At 66.3% G+C, this 17,676-nt stretch carries 14 protein-coding genes and 1 tRNA gene; 10 read left to right on the plus strand and 5 right to left on the minus strand.

Annotated elements, in window-relative coordinates:
- Positions 1 to 62 precede the first annotated feature (62 nt).
- From lon to katG, 8 genes are all read left to right on the plus strand, one after another.
- Positions 63 to 2,474, plus strand: a complete 2,412-nt coding sequence (gene lon, locus AC2ITM_RS06065; RefSeq protein ID WP_486468929.1) for an endopeptidase La — start codon at positions 63 to 65, stop codon at positions 2,472 to 2,474.
- Positions 2,475 to 2,656: 182 nt separating this feature from the next.
- Positions 2,657 to 2,731: transfer RNA gene (locus AC2ITM_RS06070), tRNA-Val, on the plus strand.
- A gap of 81 nt (positions 2,732 to 2,812) precedes the next feature.
- Positions 2,813 to 3,874 (plus strand): lysine-2,3-aminomutase-like protein, encoded by a 1,062-nt coding sequence (locus AC2ITM_RS06075; protein ID WP_486468930.1) that lies wholly within the window; start codon positions 2,813 to 2,815, stop codon positions 3,872 to 3,874.
- A gap of 78 nt (positions 3,875 to 3,952) precedes the next feature.
- Complete coding sequence (locus tag AC2ITM_RS06080) at positions 3,953 to 4,717, plus strand: peptidoglycan-binding protein (protein ID WP_486468931.1); 765 nt, start codon at positions 3,953 to 3,955, stop codon at positions 4,715 to 4,717.
- Positions 4,714 to 4,905 (plus strand): hypothetical protein, encoded by a 192-nt coding sequence (locus tag AC2ITM_RS06085; RefSeq protein WP_486468932.1) that lies wholly within the window; start codon positions 4,714 to 4,716, stop codon positions 4,903 to 4,905. Before AC2ITM_RS06080 ends, AC2ITM_RS06085 begins: the two co-directional genes overlap by 4 nt.
- Positions 4,902 to 5,270, plus strand: a complete 369-nt coding sequence (locus tag AC2ITM_RS06090; RefSeq protein WP_486468933.1) for a hypothetical protein — start codon at positions 4,902 to 4,904, stop codon at positions 5,268 to 5,270. The genes AC2ITM_RS06085 and AC2ITM_RS06090 overlap by 4 nt, the downstream gene beginning before the upstream one ends.
- A gap of 177 nt (positions 5,271 to 5,447) precedes the next feature.
- Positions 5,448 to 5,759 (plus strand): hypothetical protein, encoded by a 312-nt coding sequence (locus AC2ITM_RS06095; protein ID WP_486468934.1) that lies wholly within the window; start codon positions 5,448 to 5,450, stop codon positions 5,757 to 5,759.
- Positions 5,760 to 6,056: 297 nt separating this feature from the next.
- Positions 6,057 to 8,228: a catalase/peroxidase HPI gene (katG, locus tag AC2ITM_RS06100; protein WP_486468935.1), complete on the plus strand. Its 2,172-nt coding sequence runs from the start codon at positions 6,057 to 6,059 to the stop codon at positions 8,226 to 8,228.
- A 388-nt stretch (positions 8,229 to 8,616) separates the two neighbouring features.
- On the opposite strand, the gene AC2ITM_RS06105 is transcribed toward katG, so the two are convergent.
- The 4 genes from AC2ITM_RS06105 to AC2ITM_RS06120 all read right to left on the minus strand — a co-directional run bounded on the left by AC2ITM_RS06105 (position 8,617) and on the right by AC2ITM_RS06120 (position 12,811).
- Positions 8,617 to 9,339 carry an HAD-IA family hydrolase gene (locus tag AC2ITM_RS06105; protein WP_486468936.1) on the minus strand — a complete coding sequence of 241 codons (723 nt, stop codon included), beginning with the start codon at positions 9,337 to 9,339 and terminating at the stop codon, positions 8,617 to 8,619.
- A 123-nt stretch (positions 9,340 to 9,462) separates the two neighbouring features.
- Positions 9,463 to 10,950, minus strand: coding sequence for a glucosylglycerol-phosphate synthase (gene ggpS, locus AC2ITM_RS06110; protein WP_486468937.1), 1,488 nt, complete (start codon positions 10,948 to 10,950; stop codon positions 9,463 to 9,465).
- Position 10,951: 1 nt separating this feature from the next.
- Positions 10,952 to 11,734: an HAD-IIB family hydrolase gene (locus AC2ITM_RS06115; RefSeq protein WP_486468938.1), complete on the minus strand. Its 783-nt coding sequence runs from the start codon at positions 11,732 to 11,734 to the stop codon at positions 10,952 to 10,954.
- 3 nt (positions 11,735 to 11,737) lie between these two features.
- Positions 11,738 to 12,811, minus strand: coding sequence for an NAD(P)H-dependent glycerol-3-phosphate dehydrogenase (locus AC2ITM_RS06120; RefSeq protein WP_486469399.1), 1,074 nt, complete (start codon positions 12,809 to 12,811; stop codon positions 11,738 to 11,740).
- A 357-nt stretch (positions 12,812 to 13,168) separates the two neighbouring features.
- Here AC2ITM_RS06120 and AC2ITM_RS06125 point away from each other — a divergent pair, with 357 nt between their 5' ends.
- Complete coding sequence (locus tag AC2ITM_RS06125; protein WP_486468939.1) at positions 13,169 to 15,673, plus strand: CHASE3 domain-containing protein; 2,505 nt, start codon at positions 13,169 to 13,171, stop codon at positions 15,671 to 15,673.
- 1 nt (position 15,674) lies between these two features.
- Here AC2ITM_RS06125 and AC2ITM_RS06130 read toward each other — a convergent pair whose 3' ends face one another.
- Positions 15,675 to 16,235 carry a nucleoside 2-deoxyribosyltransferase gene (locus AC2ITM_RS06130; protein WP_486468940.1) on the minus strand — a complete coding sequence of 187 codons (561 nt, stop codon included), beginning with the start codon at positions 16,233 to 16,235 and terminating at the stop codon, positions 15,675 to 15,677.
- Positions 16,236 to 16,463: 228 nt separating this feature from the next.
- On the opposite strand from AC2ITM_RS06130, the gene AC2ITM_RS06135 reads away from it, so the two are divergent.
- Positions 16,464 to 17,633: an amidohydrolase gene (locus tag AC2ITM_RS06135; RefSeq protein ID WP_486468941.1), complete on the plus strand. Its 1,170-nt coding sequence runs from the start codon at positions 16,464 to 16,466 to the stop codon at positions 17,631 to 17,633.
- Positions 17,634 to 17,676 lie beyond the last annotated feature (43 nt).

The raw sequence follows: 17,676 nt of genomic DNA on the forward strand, positions 1-17,676 counted from the left end.
CGGAGAGGGCGCCCGGGTTGCCGAAACGGGACCCCGCCCCCTGCCCAAGACAAGGATAGAGCATGCAAGAGCCTCTGAACCCCTCCTACGCCGTGCTTCCGCTGCGCGATATCGTGGTCTTCCCGCACATGATCGTCCCGCTTTTCGTGGGCCGCGACAAATCCGTGCGCGCGCTGGAAGAGGTGATGGCCGACAACAAGCAGATCCTGCTCGCCAGCCAGATCGACCCGGCCGAGGATGATCCTTCGGCCGATGGCATCCACAAGGCGGGTGTGCTGGCCAATGTGCTGCAGCTGCTGAAGCTGCCCGACGGCACCGTCAAGGTGCTGGTCGAAGGCACGACGCGCGTCCGCATCACCGGCTACATGGAAAACGACGCCTTCTTCGAGGCTACTGCCGAGTACCTCGAAGAGACGCCCGGCGACGAGGAAGCCACCCGCGCCCTGCTGCGCACCGTGGGTCAGGAATTCGAACGCTACGCCAAGATCAAGAAGAACATCCCCGAAGAGGCGCTCTCGGCCGTGGCCGAAAGCAGCGATCCCTCGCGGCTGGCGGATCTGGTGGCGGGTCATCTGGGCATCAGCGTCGACCAGAAGCAGGACCTGCTGGAAACGCTGCCGGTGTCGGAGCGGCTGGAGAAGGTCTATGGCCTGATGCAGGGCGAGATGTCGGTCCTGCAGGTCGAGAAAAAAATCAAGACCCGCGTCAAGTCCCAGATGGAACGCACGCAGCGCGAATATTACCTGAATGAGCAGATGAAGGCCATTCAGAAGGAGCTGGGCGACGGCGAGGATGGCGAGGGCGAGATCGCCGAGCTGGAGGCGCGCATCAACGAGACCAAGCTGTCGAAGGAAGCCCGTGAAAAGGCCGATGCCGAGATCAAGAAGCTGAAGTCGATGTCTCCGATGTCGGCCGAGGCGACGGTGGTGCGCAACTACCTCGACTGGATGCTGTCGATCCCGTGGAACACCAAGTCCCGCGTCAAGAAGGATCTTCATGCCGCGCAGGAGGTCCTGGACAAGGATCACTACGGCCTTGAGAAGGTGAAGGAACGGATCGTCGAATATCTGGCGGTGCAGCAGCGCTCGGCCAAGCTGAAGGGGCCGATCCTGTGCCTCGTCGGCCCTCCGGGTGTCGGCAAGACCTCGCTGGGCAAGTCGGTCGCCAAGGCCACGGGGCGCGAGTTCATCCGCATTTCCCTGGGCGGGGTGCGTGACGAATCCGAGATCCGCGGCCACCGTCGGACCTACATCGGCTCGATGCCGGGCAAGATCATCCAGGCGCTGAAAAAGGCCAAGACGACCAACCCGCTGATCCTGCTCGATGAGATTGACAAGATGGGGCAGGACTTCCGGGGTGATCCGGCCTCTGCCATGCTGGAGGTGCTGGATCCGGAACAGAACGGCACCTTCGTCGATCACTACCTGGAGGTCGAATATGACCTCTCGAACGTGATGTTCCTGACCACGGCGAATTCCTACAACATGCCGGGGCCGCTGCTGGACCGGATGGAGATCATCAGTCTTGCGGGCTATACCGAGGACGAGAAGCTCGAGATCGCGCGCCATCACCTGATTGCCGAGGAAATCAAGAACCACGGTCTGAAGGCGGGTGAGTTCGAGGTGACCGATGGCGCCCTGACCGAGATGATCCAGCGCTACACCCGGGAAGCCGGCGTGCGGAACCTCAAGCGCGAGATCGCCAAGCTGGCGCGCAAGGCCGTGACGATGATCGTCAAGGGCGAGGCGAAGACCGTGACCGTCACCGAGGACAACCTGGATGATTTCCTGGGCGTGAAGAAGTTCCGCTATGGCCTGGCCGAGAAAGAGGACCAGATCGGCGTGGTGACGGGTCTGGCCTGGACCAGCGTCGGCGGCGACCTGCTGCAGATCGAGGCGCTGCGCCTGCCGGGCAAGGGCCGGATGAAGACCACGGGCAAGCTGGGCGACGTGATGAAGGAGTCGATCGATGCGGCGTCCTCCTACGTCCGCTCCATCGCGCCCGAGATCGGCGTCAAGCCACCGCGCTTTGATCGCTGGGACATCCACGTCCACGTGCCCGATGGTGCGACGCCCAAGGATGGCCCTTCAGCGGGTCTGGCGATGGTGACCTCGATCGTGTCGGTGCTGACGCAGATCCCGGTGCGCAAGGACATCGCCATGACCGGCGAGGTTTCTCTGCGCGGCAATGCGATGCCCATCGGCGGCCTGAAAGAGAAACTGCTGGCCGCGCTGCGGGGCGGCATCACCACGGTCTTCATTCCCGAAGAGAATGAGAAGGACCTGGCCGATATCCCCGACAACGTGAAGCAGGGGCTTAAGATCATCCCCGTGACCCATGTCCGCCAGGTGCTGGAGCAGGCGCTGGTGCGCCAGCCGGAACCCGTGGAATGGGACGAGGAGGCCGAGGAAGCCGCAGCGGCCGCCCGTGCCAAGCTGGCCGAGACCGAGGGCCCCGCAGCCACCGCGCACTGAGCCCACCGCGGATCGCATATCATCAGGGCGTCCCATCGGGGCGCCCTTTCCGTTTTTCGGGGGGGGCTTAGTCCCGGTTTTCAGGGGCTTTTCAGGGTGCCGCAGGGTCGTGCGAAAAACTGTGCGAAAAAACGAAAGAGGAGCTTGCAGACCCCCGCGCGCTTCGTTAGAAGCCCCCTCACGGGTGATTAGCTCAGTGGTAGAGCGCTTCGTTCACATCGAAGATGTCAGGGGTTCAAATCCCTTATCACCCACCACATTCCTGAAAAGCCTCGGTTTTGACCGAGGCTTTTTCATTTGGAGCCCGGGTCTGTACGGGCGTGGACAGGAGCGGGACCATGGCCGGCCAGACGAAGGGCGCGCGGACGCTGCAGGATCTCTCGGATCGGGGGCTGATCGAGGGGCCGGTGACGGCGGCGCTGGCGCAGGTGGCAGAGCGCTATGCGATCTCGGTCACCGAGGGGCTGGCAGAGGCGATGGAGCAGGGCGCGGGGCCCGGACTGCGGCTGCAGTACCTGCCTTCCGTCGCGGAACTGCAGGAGCGCCCGGAGGAACTGGACGATCCCATCGGCGATGCGGCCCATGCGCCGGTGCCGGGGATCGTGCACCGTTACGACGACCGGGTGCTGTTGAACCTGCTGAAAACCTGTGCCGTCTACTGCCGCTTCTGTTTCCGCCGCGAGATGGTTGGTCCGGGTGCGCGGGGGCTGGATGTGGCGCAGCTGGAGACGGCGCTTGGCTACATCCGCAACACCCCGGCCATCTGGGAGGTGATCCTGAGCGGGGGCGATCCGCTGACCCTTTCGGCGCGCCGCATCCGGGCGGTGACCGAAGAGCTGGGCCGGATCGACCATGTCGGCATTGTGCGGTTCCACACCCGGGTGCCGGTCGTGGCACCTGAGATGATCTCGGATGAACTGCTGGGGGCGCTGCGGGCCGGGCCCACGCCCTATGTGGTGGTGCATGTGAACCACCCGGACGAGCTGACGGAGCCGGTGCGCGCGGCGCTGGCCCGATTGGCCGATCATGGCATTCCTCTGCTGAGCCAGAGCGTGCTGCTGAAGGGCGTCAACAACTCGGCCGAGGTGCTGGGGCGCCTGTTCCGCGAGCTGCTGCGCAACCGGGTCAAGCCCTACTACCTGCATCATCTGGACCTGGCGCGGGGCACGGGGCATTTCCGGACCTCGATCGCCGAGGGGCAGCGCATCGTCGAGCAGATCCGTGCCACCCATTCGGGCCTGTGCAATCCGCATTACGTGTTGGATCTGCCGGGCGGCGCGGGCAAGGTGCCGCTGTCCGACAGCTTTGTCTGCCGCCACGAGGGGGCGGATTACGTGCTGCGCGACCGTTTCGGCGCCGAACACGCCTATCGCGACCTGGCTGCGGATCCCTCCGACTGAGCCGCCAGCGTACGCTGGTGTGACCGCTTCTTCAGGGTCGGGGCGCATACCGGAATTTCCCAAGGGGAGAATTCCGAGATGACACTGATGGATGCATCGACACTGGCGCGGATTGCGGGCGGCACCGGCACCCCGGAGAACATGGCCTCGGTCGCGGCGGGGCTGGAGGCGCGGGGGCGCTCGCTGGGGCTGGATCGGCCGCACCGGCTGGCCTGCTATCTGGGCCAGATCCTGCACGAGAGCGGCGGCTTCCGCTATGACCGCGAGATCTGGGGCCCGACCGCCGCCCAGGCGCGTTATGACAGCCGCACCGATCTGGGCAACACCCCCGAGAGCGACGGCGACGGCTACCTGTATCGCGGGCGGGGGGCGATCCAGATCACCGGCAAGGCCAATTACCGCGCCTTCCGCGACTGGGCCCGCGCCACCTACCGCCGCGCCCCAGATTTCGTGGCCGAACCCGACGCCGTGCTGCTGGACCCCTGGGAGGGGCTGGTGCCGCTATGGTTCTGGGAAAGCCGCGATCTGGGCCGCTATGCCGAGACCGGCGATATGGAGATGATCACCCGCCGCATCAATGGCGGGCTGAACGGCTATGACCACCGGCTGGCCTGCTACATGCGCGCGGGGCTGGTGCTGGCGGGCTATAACCCCTCGGACGTGCTGCGTTTTCAGCAGGATGCCGGGCTGGTGCAGGACGGCATCGCCGGGCCCAAGACACGCGCGGCGCTGCATGGCCGGCTGCTGAAACTGCCTGCCCGCGGGGCTGAGGCGGGCAGCGGCGACATGGTCTCGGGGTTTCTGGCGGTGCTCGGGACCCTGCTGGGGAGGAAATTCGCATGACATTGGTGATGGCTCGGATTTTGTTGCGCTACCTGGCGGGAGCGTTGGTGTCTTACGGGCTGATGGCGCCCGACATGGGGATGTCGCTGGCGCATGACCCGGATCTGATTGCCCTGGCCGGGGCGCTGCTGGCGGCAGTGACCGAGGGCGCCTATGCGCTGGCCCGCCGCCACGGCTGGGCGACATGAACCTGCTGACCCGGGTTGCGGGGCTGGTTGCCGGAGGGCTGGGGCAGGCCCTGGCCCAGGCCTACCAGAACCGCCAGGACGCTCGTACCGAGCAGGAACGCATCGCCGCCGAGGTCGAGATCGCCCGCCTGCATGAACGCCAGGCCAACCGGGCCCTGGGTGGACGGCTGACCGCGATGATGCAGGCAGGCTGGGCGGCGCCCTTCATGGTCTACGACTGGAAGCTTCTGGTCTGGGACAAGGTGCTGGCCCAGGGCGCGACCGATTCCCTGTCGCCCAGCCTGCTGGAGATGCAGCTGCGCATCGCGACCTTCTATTTCGGCGGTGCGGCCGTGATCGGAACGGTGAAGGCGCTGCGCCGATAGGCGCCTTCCGTATCGACTATCGGAATGGTTCGGAAATTTCGCATGATTTGCCGGAAAAACCATCGACCACCGGCAAGAGGATGCTCATAATACGTATAGGTGATCATTTGTTCTTTATACGTATTAATTGCGCGTTAGCGTCGAGTCGTTGTTAGTACCTTCCTGGTGGAGAACAAGATGCTCAAGTTCAAGTTCGTGCGAATGGGTTGCCTCGCCTCGTCGCTGTTCCTTGCTGCGGTGCCCGCGGCCCATGCGGTGGGGGCGGGCGTGATCGGCGCCGCCGCCGCCGGCAATGCCGCCGGCAGCCATGGCTTGGCAGCCGCGATCAATGGCGTGATTCAGACGGCCTATCATGCCGGGCTCAACAATGTGTCGGTCCTGTCGGCCAAGGCCGTGGGGGGCGGGGTCTTTGCGGTGACCGTCCTGGGGACGAATTCTACAGGGTCCACGGTGACCAGCACCTTCAACACCACTGTCGGCAAAAACTGACAGGTTCCCATAACCTTCCGGGGCCGCTCCCGCTCCTGAAGGACAAACGCCGGGTGATCCGGCGTTCGGTGCCGGTCTGACAGACCGGCACCTTTTTCGCGCCCGGCCACATGTAGTACGATAATTCTAGACTATAGATATCGTAAAAAATACCAATTTCAATTTATGAAATCCTGCGACTAAGTTGTCGCCAGGGAGGACAGTTCTACGTCAGCGGGGGATCCGGCCGAGACCCGAGGGGGTCCGGCGGGTGCTCCTTCTTCCCCAGATACCAACGCACCAAGTCCGGAGGCGAAAATGGACGGAAACGATATGCCGCAGGCAGGCAAATGCCCCGTGATGCACGGGGGCATGACCTCGACCAAGAATTCGGTGACCAGCTGGTGGCCGAATGCGCTGAACCTCGACATCCTGCACCAGCACGACCGCAAGACGCAGCCCTTCGCGCCCGGATTCGATTACCGCGAGGAGCTGAAGTCGCTGGATGTCGAGGCGTTGAAGCAGGATCTGCGGGAGCTGATGAAGACCAGCCAGGACTGGTGGCCGGCCGACTGGGGCAGCTATGTCGGCATGTTCGCCCGCGTCGCCTGGCACTCGGCCGGGTCCTACCGTCTGTCGGACGGGCGCGGCGGGGGCGGCACCGGCAACCAGCGCTTTGCGCCGCTGAATTCCTGGCCCGACAACGTCAACACCGACAAGGGCCGCCGGCTGCTGTGGCCGATCAAGAAGAAATACGGCAACCGCGTGTCCTGGGCCGACCTGATGATCCTTGCGGGCACCGTCGCCTACGAGGTCGCGGGGCTGAAGACCTATGGCTTTGCCTTCGGGCGGGAAGACATCTGGCATCCCGAGAAGGACACCTACTGGGGCGCCGAGAAGGAATGGCTGGCGCCCTCGGACAATCGCTATGGTGACGTGGCCAAGCCCGAAACCATGGAGAACCCGCTGGCCGCCGTGCAGATGGGTCTGATCTACGTGAACCCCGAAGGCGTGAACGGCCAGCCCGATCCGATGGCCACCGCCGCCCAGGTGCGCGAGACCTTCGCCCGCATGGCGATGAACGACGAGGAAACCGCAGCGCTGACCGCAGGCGGCCATACCATCGGCAAGAGCCACGGCAACGGCAGCGCCGAGAACCTCTCGGCCGATCCCGAAGCTGCGGATGTCGAATTCCAGGGCATCGGCTGGATGAACACCAAGGGCCGTGGCATCGGCCGCGACACCGTCGTTTCCGGCATCGAGGGCGCCTGGACCAAGAACCCCACCCAATGGGACATGGGCTGGTTCGAGATGCTCTTCGGCCATGAGTGGGAGCTGACGAAATCCCCCGCCGGCGCCTGGCAGTGGAAGCCCGTCGACATTCGCGAAGAAGACATGCCCGTCGATGTGGAAGACCCCTCGATCAAGTGCATGCCGATGATGACCGATGCCGACATGGCGATGAAGGTGGATCCGGTCTACAACGCCATCTGCCAGAAATTCATGGCGGATCCGCAGTATTTCTCGGACACTTTCGCGCGTGCCTGGTTCAAGCTGACGCACCGCGACATGGGACCGAAGGCGCGCTACATCGGCCCGGATGTGCCCTCCGAAGACCTGATCTGGCAGGATCCGATCCCGGCCGGTCCGGTGCAGTACGACATCGGCCATCTGAAGGCGCAGATCGCCGCCTCGGGTCTGTCGGTGGCCGATCTGGTCTCGACCGCGTGGGACAGCGCGCGGACCTATCGCGGGTCGGACATGCGGGGCGGGGCCAATGGCGCGCGCATCCGTCTGGCGCCGCAGAAAGACTGGGCCGGCAACGAGCCCGCGCGTCTGGCAAAGGTCCTGGCCGTGCTGGAACCGCTGGCGGCCGCCGCCGGGGCCTCGGTGGCCGATACCATCGTGCTGGCGGGCAATGTGGGGGTCGAGCAGGCGGCGAAGGCCGCAGGCCATGACATCACCGTGCCCTTCACCCCGGGCCGGGGCGACGCCACGCCCGAGATGACCGATGCCGACAGCTTCGACGCGCTGGAGCCGCTGGCCGATGGCTTCCGCAACTGGCTGAAGCAGGATTACGCGGTTTCGGCCGAGGAAATGCTGCTGGACCGCGCCCAGCTGATGGGCCTGACCGCCCCCGAGATGACCGTTCTGCTGGGGGGCATGCGGGCCATGGGCACCAACCATGGCGGCAGCATGACGGGCGTCTTCACCGACCGTCCCGGCGCGCTGACGACGGACTTCTTCGTCAACCTGACCGACATGGCCTGCAGCTGGCATCCGGTCGGGGGCGGCTATGAAATCCGCGACCGTCGCACCGGTGCGGTGAAATGGACCGCGAGCCGCGTGGATCTGGTGTTCGGCTCGAACTCGATCCTGCGCGCCTATGCCGAGATCCACGCCCAGGATGGTGCCGAGGCGGCCTTTGTCGCGGCCTTCGTCGCCGCCTGGACCAAGGTCATGGAGGCCGACCGCTTCGACGTGAAGTGATCCGGTCCACACAGCATCAAGGGCCCGCGGTGATTGCCGCGGGCCCTTTTGCATGTCCGGGCGGCGGGCATCGCGATGCTTCTTCTCGCGGTTGCGGACGAGACGCGCCGCGCTGGGGCTTGCGCCGGCAGTAAGGTCCTGGAACGACAGGGCCTTTGGGGGGGCAGGGTGCCGTGGTCCTTTGTGCCGATGTGACGAGGCAGGCGTGATCTGTAAAACGCCGTCCCGGGCCTGACCGCATCCGCCGGGGGCAGGCTTGTCAGAGCTGCGCCCGACCTTCGGAGGGGACTGGGGCCCCCCCCGGCAGCTGCGGTCAGGCGGTCCACGGACCGCGCGGCTTGCCCCCTGCCGGTCTGCCATGCCGCCCCGGCGGCAGCGCTACGGGCTGTCAGGCCGGCACCACCGCCTCGACCGCATCGGCAAGACCGCCGAGCGAGGTGAAATGGTAATCGGGTACCGTCACCTGCGCGGGATCGGGCGAGGCGCCAAAGCCCGCCTGTCCGGCGCGGCGTTCGATCCAGCAGGTGGTGTAGCCAAGCGCCTTCGACACGCCGATGTCATGGTACTGGCTTTGCGCGACGTGCAGGTAGTCGGCGCGGGCAAAGCCCTTGTCGAACATCAGCCCCCGGACGAAGCCCCAGACCTGGGGATCGGGCTTGCAGGCCTCGGCCTTTTCGGCGGTGACCAGCACGTCGAAGGGGTGTTCCAGCGTCGCGTCGAAATGGTCCAGCGCCCAGTTGTCGGAATTGGTCATCGCGACCAGGGTGAAATGCTGCCCCAGCCGCTTCAGCGCGGCGATGCTGTCGGGGAAGGCGGGCCAGCGGGGGATCGACAGCCGCAGCCCTTCGCGCAGCTCGGGGGTGTCGGGCAGGTCGAATTCGGCGGCGATGGCCGCGTAGATCGGCGCCAGCATCGGCGGGAAGGGGATGCCGGGCGTGCGGTGATGTTCGGCATCCTCGGCCCGGCCATAGGCGGCCAGGACCGCCTCGCCATCCATCTCGCGGCCGAGGGCGGCGAAGATCGGGGCGAAATAGTCAAGGATGCCGGTCTCGAAGTCGATCAGCGTGCCGACGACATCGAAGGTCAGGATCTTGTGGTCTTGAAGGGACATGTCTGTTCACTTGCTGAAGGGGCAACCGGGCAAGTTGGGCCCGGGCAAGTCGGGCCTGTCCAGACAAATGCGCCCCCGGGCCCGGGGACCGGGCCGGGGGCGGCGGGATTTCGGGCAAAAGCCTCAGGCGAGGGCGGGCGCGGGGGCGGTGAAATGCTGCATCTGGTCCTCGGCCCAGAAGCGGATGTCCTGCTTCAGCACCATCTCGCGCATGCTTTTCATGCGGCCGCGGCGCTCGTCCTCGGGCATGTTGAGGGCGAATTCGATCCCGGTGTCCATCGAGCGGTACGAGAACGGGTTGGTCGGCACCGCCGCCGCCAGTTCCACCGCCGCCCCGGCGAATTCCGACAGCACCAGCACCCCGTCGCCATCGGTGCGCGCGGCGCAGTATTCCTTGCACACCAGGTTCATCCCATCGGCCAGCGGCGTGATCCAGGCCACGTCCGCCACCCGGTAATAGGCCACCAGATCGCGGAACGGCACGGGCCGCGAGATCAGCGCCACCGGCTGCCATTCGAAGCTGCCATATAGCCCGTTGATCCGGCCCGCCAGCGCCTCCAGGTCATGCTGGATCTCTTCATAGGCGACCATGTTGGCATTGGCCGCGACCGAGACATGCATCAGCCGCACCTTGCCGCGCAGGTCGGGACGGGCGGCCAGCAACCGTTCAAAGCTTTGCAGCTGCTCGATGCCGCCCTTGGTGTAATCGGTGCGCCCAACCGACAGGATCAGCTTGGCCTTGCCCAGCTCTTCGCGGATGGCGGCCTCGCGACGGGCGGTCTCGGGGGTTTCCGAAACCGCCTCGATATAGTCCACGTCGACGCCCACGGGGCTGGCCTGCAACGCGATCACCCGGTCCTCGAAGCCCAGTTCCGTCACCACGCTTTGTTCCGACAGCGCCGAGGTCTGGGCGGAAAGCTCGGGCTTGACCTTCTGGCGCTTCAGGATCTCGACCTCCAGCAGCGATTGCGCGGCCGAGACGAAGTTGTTGACGTAGCGCGGCACATGGAAGCCCACGACATCGCAGGCCAGCAGGCTTTCCAGGATCTCGCGGCGCCAGGGCAGCACGTTGAACATGTCGGCCGAGGGGAAGGGCGTGTGGTGGAAGAAGCTGATCTTCACGTCAGGGCGCAGCGTGCGCAGGTAGCCCGGCACCAGCCACAGATTGTAGTCATGCACCCAGACGACGGCGCCCGGGGCGGCCTCGGCGGCGGCGGCCTCGGCGAAGGCCCAGTTCACCTCGCGGAAGGTCGGCCAGTCCACGGGGTCGTAATTGTAGCGTTCCTTGAACCCGTGCAGGATCGGCCAGAACGCCTCTTTCGAGGAGATGTGGTAGAAGCTGGTCACCTGTTCCGGCGTCAGCGGCAACCGCGAGACGGTGTATTTGCCATAGGCATCGTCGATCTCGATCACCCGGTCGAAATCGGGATTGTTCGGATCCTCGGCGTGCTTCCAGGCGATCCAGGCGCCCTTCTCGAACCGGCCGAAGAAGCTTTTCAGCGTCGGCACGATGCCGTTGGGGCTCTTGTTTTCGCGGTATTCGATGCGTCCGTCGACCTCGACCTCCTCGTAGGGCTGGCGGTGGTAGACGATCACGAGGTTCGAGGGCATCTCAGTCTCCTTTCGGGCTGTCGTGCAGGTCGAGGGCGGCAATGGCTTCCAGGATCCCGGCGGCGCCCTGGGCACGGGCGCGGTAGACGCTGCCGATCCCTTCAAGGCGCGCCAGCAGGGCGGCTTCGGCATTGCCGACGGCCACCGCGGGCAGGCCCGAGACCAGCATGGAATAGTCGTTCAGCGTGTCCCCGGCGCACAGCACCCGGTCTTCGGGGATGCCGAGGTGGCTGACCAGCCGCCGGATCGAGGGGCCCTTCGACACGCCCTTGGGCAGCACGTCGAAAAAGCGGTTGTCCGAGATCAGCCAGTCAAGGCCCAGATCCTCGACCCGGGTCTTGGCGGCGGGATCGAAGGCCCGGGCCTGCAGGTCATAGCTGACGCGGTAGCGAAAGCGCGTCGGTTGCAGCGTCAGGCCGGGATGGTCCTGCAGCGCCGCGCGCACCCGCTCGCCGCTGTCGTTCCAGCGGGCGGCAATGTCGTCCTCCAGCGGTTCGATCGGGGCGATGCGGCCTTCGGGGGTGACTTCGGCGATGGTGGTACCCACATCGCCCACCACGTATTCCGGCCAGGGCAGGCCGCGCTCTCGGCACATCTCGATGATGAATTCGGGGTCGCGGCCGGTGACGAAGATCAGCCCCACGCTGTCGCGGTTGGCCTCGATCCAGTCATAAAGCGTGGCGCGCTGCGCCTCGGTGCCGCCCAGGAAGGTGCCGTCCAGATCGGTGGCAAGGGTGAAGCGGCGGGTGGCGATGTCGGGGCGGGGCGTGCTGTGCAGGGTCATGTCTCAGTCGGCCTTGAACTGGATCGGCAGGGAATCGGAGGGATGCTCCAGCGAGAAGTCGAGCAGGAAGGGCTCGGCCTCCAGCGGACGCGCCCAGAGGGCGTTGAAGGCGTCGCGTAGGTCGGCGCCCTTGTGCAGGATCGCGTTCACCGTCTCGCAGATCGGCATCTGGACCCCGATGCGCGCTGCCAGATCGGTGACCGAGACCGCGTTGACCTCGCCCTCGACCACGACATTGCGGCCCTCGAAGCAGGAGGGGCGGGGGATGCCCTGGCCCAGCTGGTGGCCCAGCGACATGTTGCGCGAGGTCGTGGACGAGCAGGTCAGCGTCAGATCGCCCGCCCCCGACAGCCCGGTCACGGTTTCGCGGCGCCCGCCAAGGGCCTGGGCCAGCAGCTTCATTTCATCCGTGCCGCGGGTGATCAGGGCGGCGCGGGTGTTTTCGGCAAAGCCCGCGCCCGACATCATGCCGCAGGCGATGGCGATGACGTTCTTGACCGCGCCGCCGACCTCGACCCCCACCAGATCGTCCGAGACATAGGGCCGGAAGGCGCCCCCCGACAGCGACAGCGCCATCCGCGCGGCGGGGCTGGATTGCGGGTCCAGCCGGTCGCTGTAGCGGAACGGGAAGGCCACCGTTGCGGCGGTCGGGAAATCAAGCGCGGTTTCGCGCGCGAAGGTCGGCCCCGAGACCGCCCCCACCGGATGGCCCGGCAGTTCCTCGGCCACGACCTCGGACAGCAGATAGCCCGAGCGTTTCTCGACGCCCTTGCACGACAGCGCCAGCGGGATGTCCGGCGGCAGATGCGGCCGGATCGCCTGGCAGATCCGGCGCAGGGTGGCACTGGGGGTGACCAGCAGCACGGCCTCGGTGTCTTGCAGCGCCTGTGCAAGATCCGCCGTGGCGGTGATGCCGGGGGGCAGGTCGATGCCCTCCAGGTAGGCGTCGTTGCGGCCGGTGGCGGTGATCGCTGCGGCGCGCTCGGGGTTGCGGGCCCACAGGCGCACCTCGACGCCCGCCCGGGCGGCGACGCAGGCCAGCGCGGTGCCCCAGCTGCCGGCCCCCAGGACGGTCAGGCGGGCATAGGGCGCGGGGCGGGGGGAAACATGGTCCTTGATGGCGGGATCCTCCGGGATCTGGATCGGTTCGGTTCGGCCGAAGGACCCGGGGTCGACGCGGCGCGCAAACGTCGTGCCGGTCCGGGAAACCCCGGCCCGCGACCCGCTATGATCCTTCGGAACTCATTGAAAATGTTAGGGTTGATTGGCCGGACGTCAACCACCCTTTGCTGCAGGGCAGCGTAAAGTTCTGAAATGTTTCGTGAATTTTAGCTTGTTCCGCCGGGGGGTCGCGGCGAATGCCTCGGCCGTTGACGGCTTGGTCACTTCTGTGGGCCAGTCTGCGCCCGGACATGAGGTGAATGGGGGAAGACCGTGCCGCTGACGAGGTTCGAGGACCTGCCGACCAAGGCAAAGATCCTGCGGGTGAATGCCGCGCCGCTGGTGCTGATGCTGTGCATCGGCCTGCTGGGTATCGGGGCGCTGCTGTTCACCTCGCAAAGCGTGCGCCGGGTCAGCCATTCGCAATCCGTGCTTCTGGATGCCCAGGCGGTGATCGGTGCCGCCACCGACATGGAAACCGGGGTGCGCGGCTATCTGCTGGCCGGGCAGGATGCCTTCCTGAAACCCTACAAGGACGGCGAGGCGCGGATCTTTGGTACGCTGAACGACCTGCGCGGGCTGGTCGCGGACAATCCCGAACAGGTCGCCCGGCTGAAAGAGGCCGAGGAGATCATCCGCCAGTGGCAGAAGGAGGTCGTCTCGAAGCAGATCACCCTGCGCCAGGAGATCGGCGATGCCGAGACGATGAACGATATTGCCCGCCTGGTCGGCGAGGCACGTGGCCAGACCTATTTCAACATTTTCCGCGCCCGTATCGACGGCTTCCTGTCGAACGAGCAAAAGACGCTCGAGGATCACCGCGCCGCCTTCGAGGCGATCCTGTCGAACGGCTTTGCCAGCCGCAATGCCACCCGCGCGGCGATCGAGGACGTCACCCACAGTTCCGAGGTGATGGAGCAGGCGCGGGCGCTTTATCTGGCGGCGGTGAACATGGAGGCGGGGATGCGCGGCTACCTGCTGGCCGGTGACCGGCAATTCCTGGCGCCCTACGATGCGGGGGGGCTGGAATTCCAGCGCGCGCTGGTGGGCTTGTCGGCGATGATCTTCGACAGCCCCGAACAGATGGCGCTGCTGGAAGAGATGCGCACCGCGATCGACGACTGGACCCGCGAGGTCGCCGTGCCGATGATCGAGCTGCGCCGCCGGATCGGCCATTCCAGCACGATGGACGACATGGCAGCGCTGATCCGGCAGGCCCATGGCAAGGTCTTCTTCGACCGGTTCCGGTCGGTCATGGCCAGTTTCGAGGAAGAGGAACGTGCCTTGATGTCGGCGCGCGCTGCCACCCGGATCTGGACCGAGCGTGGTGCCATGGCGGCCATCGGGCTGTTCATGGCGGGGGCACTGCTGAGCGGGCTGTTGCTGTCACGGCGTGCCGGCGACAATATCTCGGCCCCGATCACCCAGATCGTCGCCGCGATGCGTCAGATCATCGATGGCGAAACCGAGGTCGAGATTGCCGGCCAGGATCGTGGCGACGAGGTCGGCGAGATCGCCCGCGCCACCCAGGTCTTCAAGGAGAACTCGCAGCGGGTCGTCGATCTGGCACGGGCGGATGCGGAAAACGCCCGCAAGCTGGAGGAAAGCGCAAAGCGCACCGTGGAAGAGGCCGAACGCGCTGCGGCCCGTGAAAAGCGCGACCGGGCCGAGGCCGAACGCCGGCGCCTGCAGGTGGACCGGCTGCAGCAGGCGATCTCGATCGTGGTGCGGGGTGCCGTGCAGGGGGATTTTTCCGGGCGCATCCACGACAGTTTCGAGGATGACGACCTGGGCACGCTGGCCGCCCGCGTGAACGAGCTGATGGTCGTCGTGCAGGAGGGGCTGGACGGGACCATGGCGGTGCTGCGGCAATTCTCGGACGGGGTGCTTTCCGTGCGGATGGAGGGCGCCTATGCCGGTGCTTTCGGCGATCTGCGCGACAATCTGAACACCACCATCGCCCGGTTCGAAGACATGGTCCGCCAGCTGTCGCAGACCGGCCGCACCGTGATGGCCAGCGCCAGTTCGATCAGTCGGGCGGCGGGCGATCTGTCGGGCCGGTCGGCCGCCCAGGCCTCGGCGCTGGCGCAGACCGCCGTCTCGGTCGAGGAGATCGGCGCCACCATCAAGAGCACCGCCGCCAATGCCCGTGAGGCGCAGGAAATCAGCACGCGGTCCTCGGACAAGGCCGAAGAGGGGGTGGGCGTGGTGCGCCGCGCCGTCGAGGCCATGTCGGCCATCGAAAAAAGCGCCGCCGAGATGCGTCACATCGTCGACATGATCGAGGAAATCTCCTCGCAGACCAACCTGTTGTCGCTGAACGCCTCGGTCGAGGCAGCGCGGGCGGGCGAGGCGGGCAAGGGGTTCTCTGTGGTGGCCTCCGAGGTGCGCGGCCTGGCACAGCGCTCGGCCGGGGCTTCGACCAAGATCCGCCAGCTGATCGAGGACAGCCGGCGGTCGATCTCGCACGGGGTAACACTGATCAATGGCGCCGGCACCACCCTGGACGAGCTGAGCGCGGCCGTGAACCGGGTTTCGGGCTTTGTCAACGATATCACCCTTGCGACCTCGGAACAGGCCACCGGCATAGGAGAGATCGTCGCCGCCGTCGCCGATATCGACCGGATGACCCAGGAAAATGCCGCCATGGCCGAAGAAAGCGCCGATGCGGCGAAGGCGATGATCGACAGCTCGGACGAGCTGGAAGACCGCCTGGCCTTTTTCGTGACGGAAAGGTCGCCCGGCCCTGCGCCCCAGGCGGGCCGGCGCCGGGCCTGACTCAGCGCGCGGCGAGCAGCTTCAGGCAGTCGCCGAAGGCCGTCAGGTCGCTGTAAAGCGCTTCGGGGTCAACGTCGCAGGCCACCAGCTTGCCGCCGCGTGCCTCGATCCCGCCGTGCAGCATCAGGTTGTCGGCCATGTCGAAATGCTCGACGGCAAGGCCATCGTCGCCGCGCAGGCCGCCGTCATCGTCCTGCATCATCTGGCCGTCGTAATAGTTCAGCAGCCTCTCGAAATGGTTGGCAGCGACATTCGTATAGCCATAGACGATCTTGCCGCGCCCACACATGTAGCCCAGTTCATAGACCGTGCCCGGGTCGGCGCCGACGCCGCGGAAGGGCGTCAGGTTGGCGATGATCGCGTCGGCCGCGTTCATCAGCCCTTCGTTCTTCAGGCTGATCCGCAGACCCTTTTCAAAGCGCGTTTCGCCGTCGGGGCCTGCATCCAGGTCGCCCGGCGCCAGCGGGATCAGGCCGGCGGCCCGGGTCATTTCGATCTTGCGATCCAGCACCTCCCGCGCATTGGGAAGGAAAACCTCCGGTCCGGCCAGGTAGACCCGCATGTGCATGCCCTTTCAATCGGTTCCAACGTTGCGACAGGATCACGCACCGCGCGCCTTCGCAAGACGCCGCCCGGCGTCAGCGCGCTGGAGAAGGCTGAAAAACGGCAGGCCCGCCCGCGCGCGTCGCACAGACCCGGCCGCCCTTGCCAAGACCGCCCCCATGGGCGAGGGTCCCCGCCAAAAGGGTCCAGCCGCCGCCCGACCCGTTCCCGAAGCGAAAGACCTCCCATGTCCCAGATCTCCCAGATCCTGGCCGCCCGCCAGGATGCCTATGCGACGCTGCGCCGCGACATCCATGCCCACCCCGAGATCGGTTTCGAAGAGCACCGCACCGCAGCCCTCGTGGCCGAGCGCCTGCGCGCCGCGGGCTTCGAGGTCGCCACGGGCCTTGCGGGCACGGGCGTGGTCGGCACGCTGACGTGCGGCGAGGGCCCGGTGATCGGGCTGCGCGCCGACATGGATGCGCTGCCGATGGACGAACAGACCAACCTGCCGCATGCCTCGAAGACGCCGGGGGTGTTCCATGGCTGCGGCCATGACGGCCATACGGTCTCGTTGCTGGCCACCGCGGAAACCCTGGCCGAACAGGGTGGCTTCTCGGGCACGCTGCGGGTGATTTTCCAGCCTGCCGAGGAAGGTCTCGCCGGTGGCCGGAAGATGGTCGAAGAGGGCCTGTTCGAGCGCTTCCCCTGTGACCGCATCTTCGGTTTCCACAATGAGCCGCGTTTGCCCTTCGGAACGGCCAGCACCCGGCCCGGGCCGCAGATGGCGTCGGCCGACGGCTTCATCCTGCGCTTCACCGGCAAGGGCGGACATGCCGCCACGCCACACATGACCCGCGACTGCGCCCTGCTGGTTTCGGAAATCACCGTGGCGCTGCAAGGGCTTGTTGCGCGCGGCCTTGATCCGCTGCACGCAGCTGTCGTCTCGGTCACGCAGATCCATGTCGGCACTGCCCATAACGTCATCGCCGGCGACGGCTGGATGAGCGGTACCGTCCGATGCCTGCATCCCGAAGATCGCGCCTTCCTCGAGGCCGGCATCCGGCGCATCACCCGCACCCATGCCGAGGCCCGAGAAATCGAGGCCGAGGTCGAATGGATCCGGGGCTACCCGCCGCTGAGCAACGATCCTGCCGCTGCCGCCGCCGCCCGCGCCGTACTGGAGGGCGCCGCGCCCGTGACCTTCACGGACATGCCCCCGATCCTCGCCGCCGAGGATTTCGCCTACATGCTGAACGCCCGCCCCGGCGCCTACATCTTCTTCGGCATGGCGCGCGAGGGCAGGGACTGTCCAATGGTGCACAGCCCGTTCTACGATTTCGACGACGGGCTGATCGCGGTGATCGCGGAAAGCATGGTTGCACTGGTGCGCGCCGAACTGCCGCCGCGCCCCTGATCCGCGTCGGGCCGCCTCCGGCGGGAGTATTTGGGGTCAGATG

This window comes from Pseudooceanicola sp. NS-SX9 (assembly GCF_057380705.1).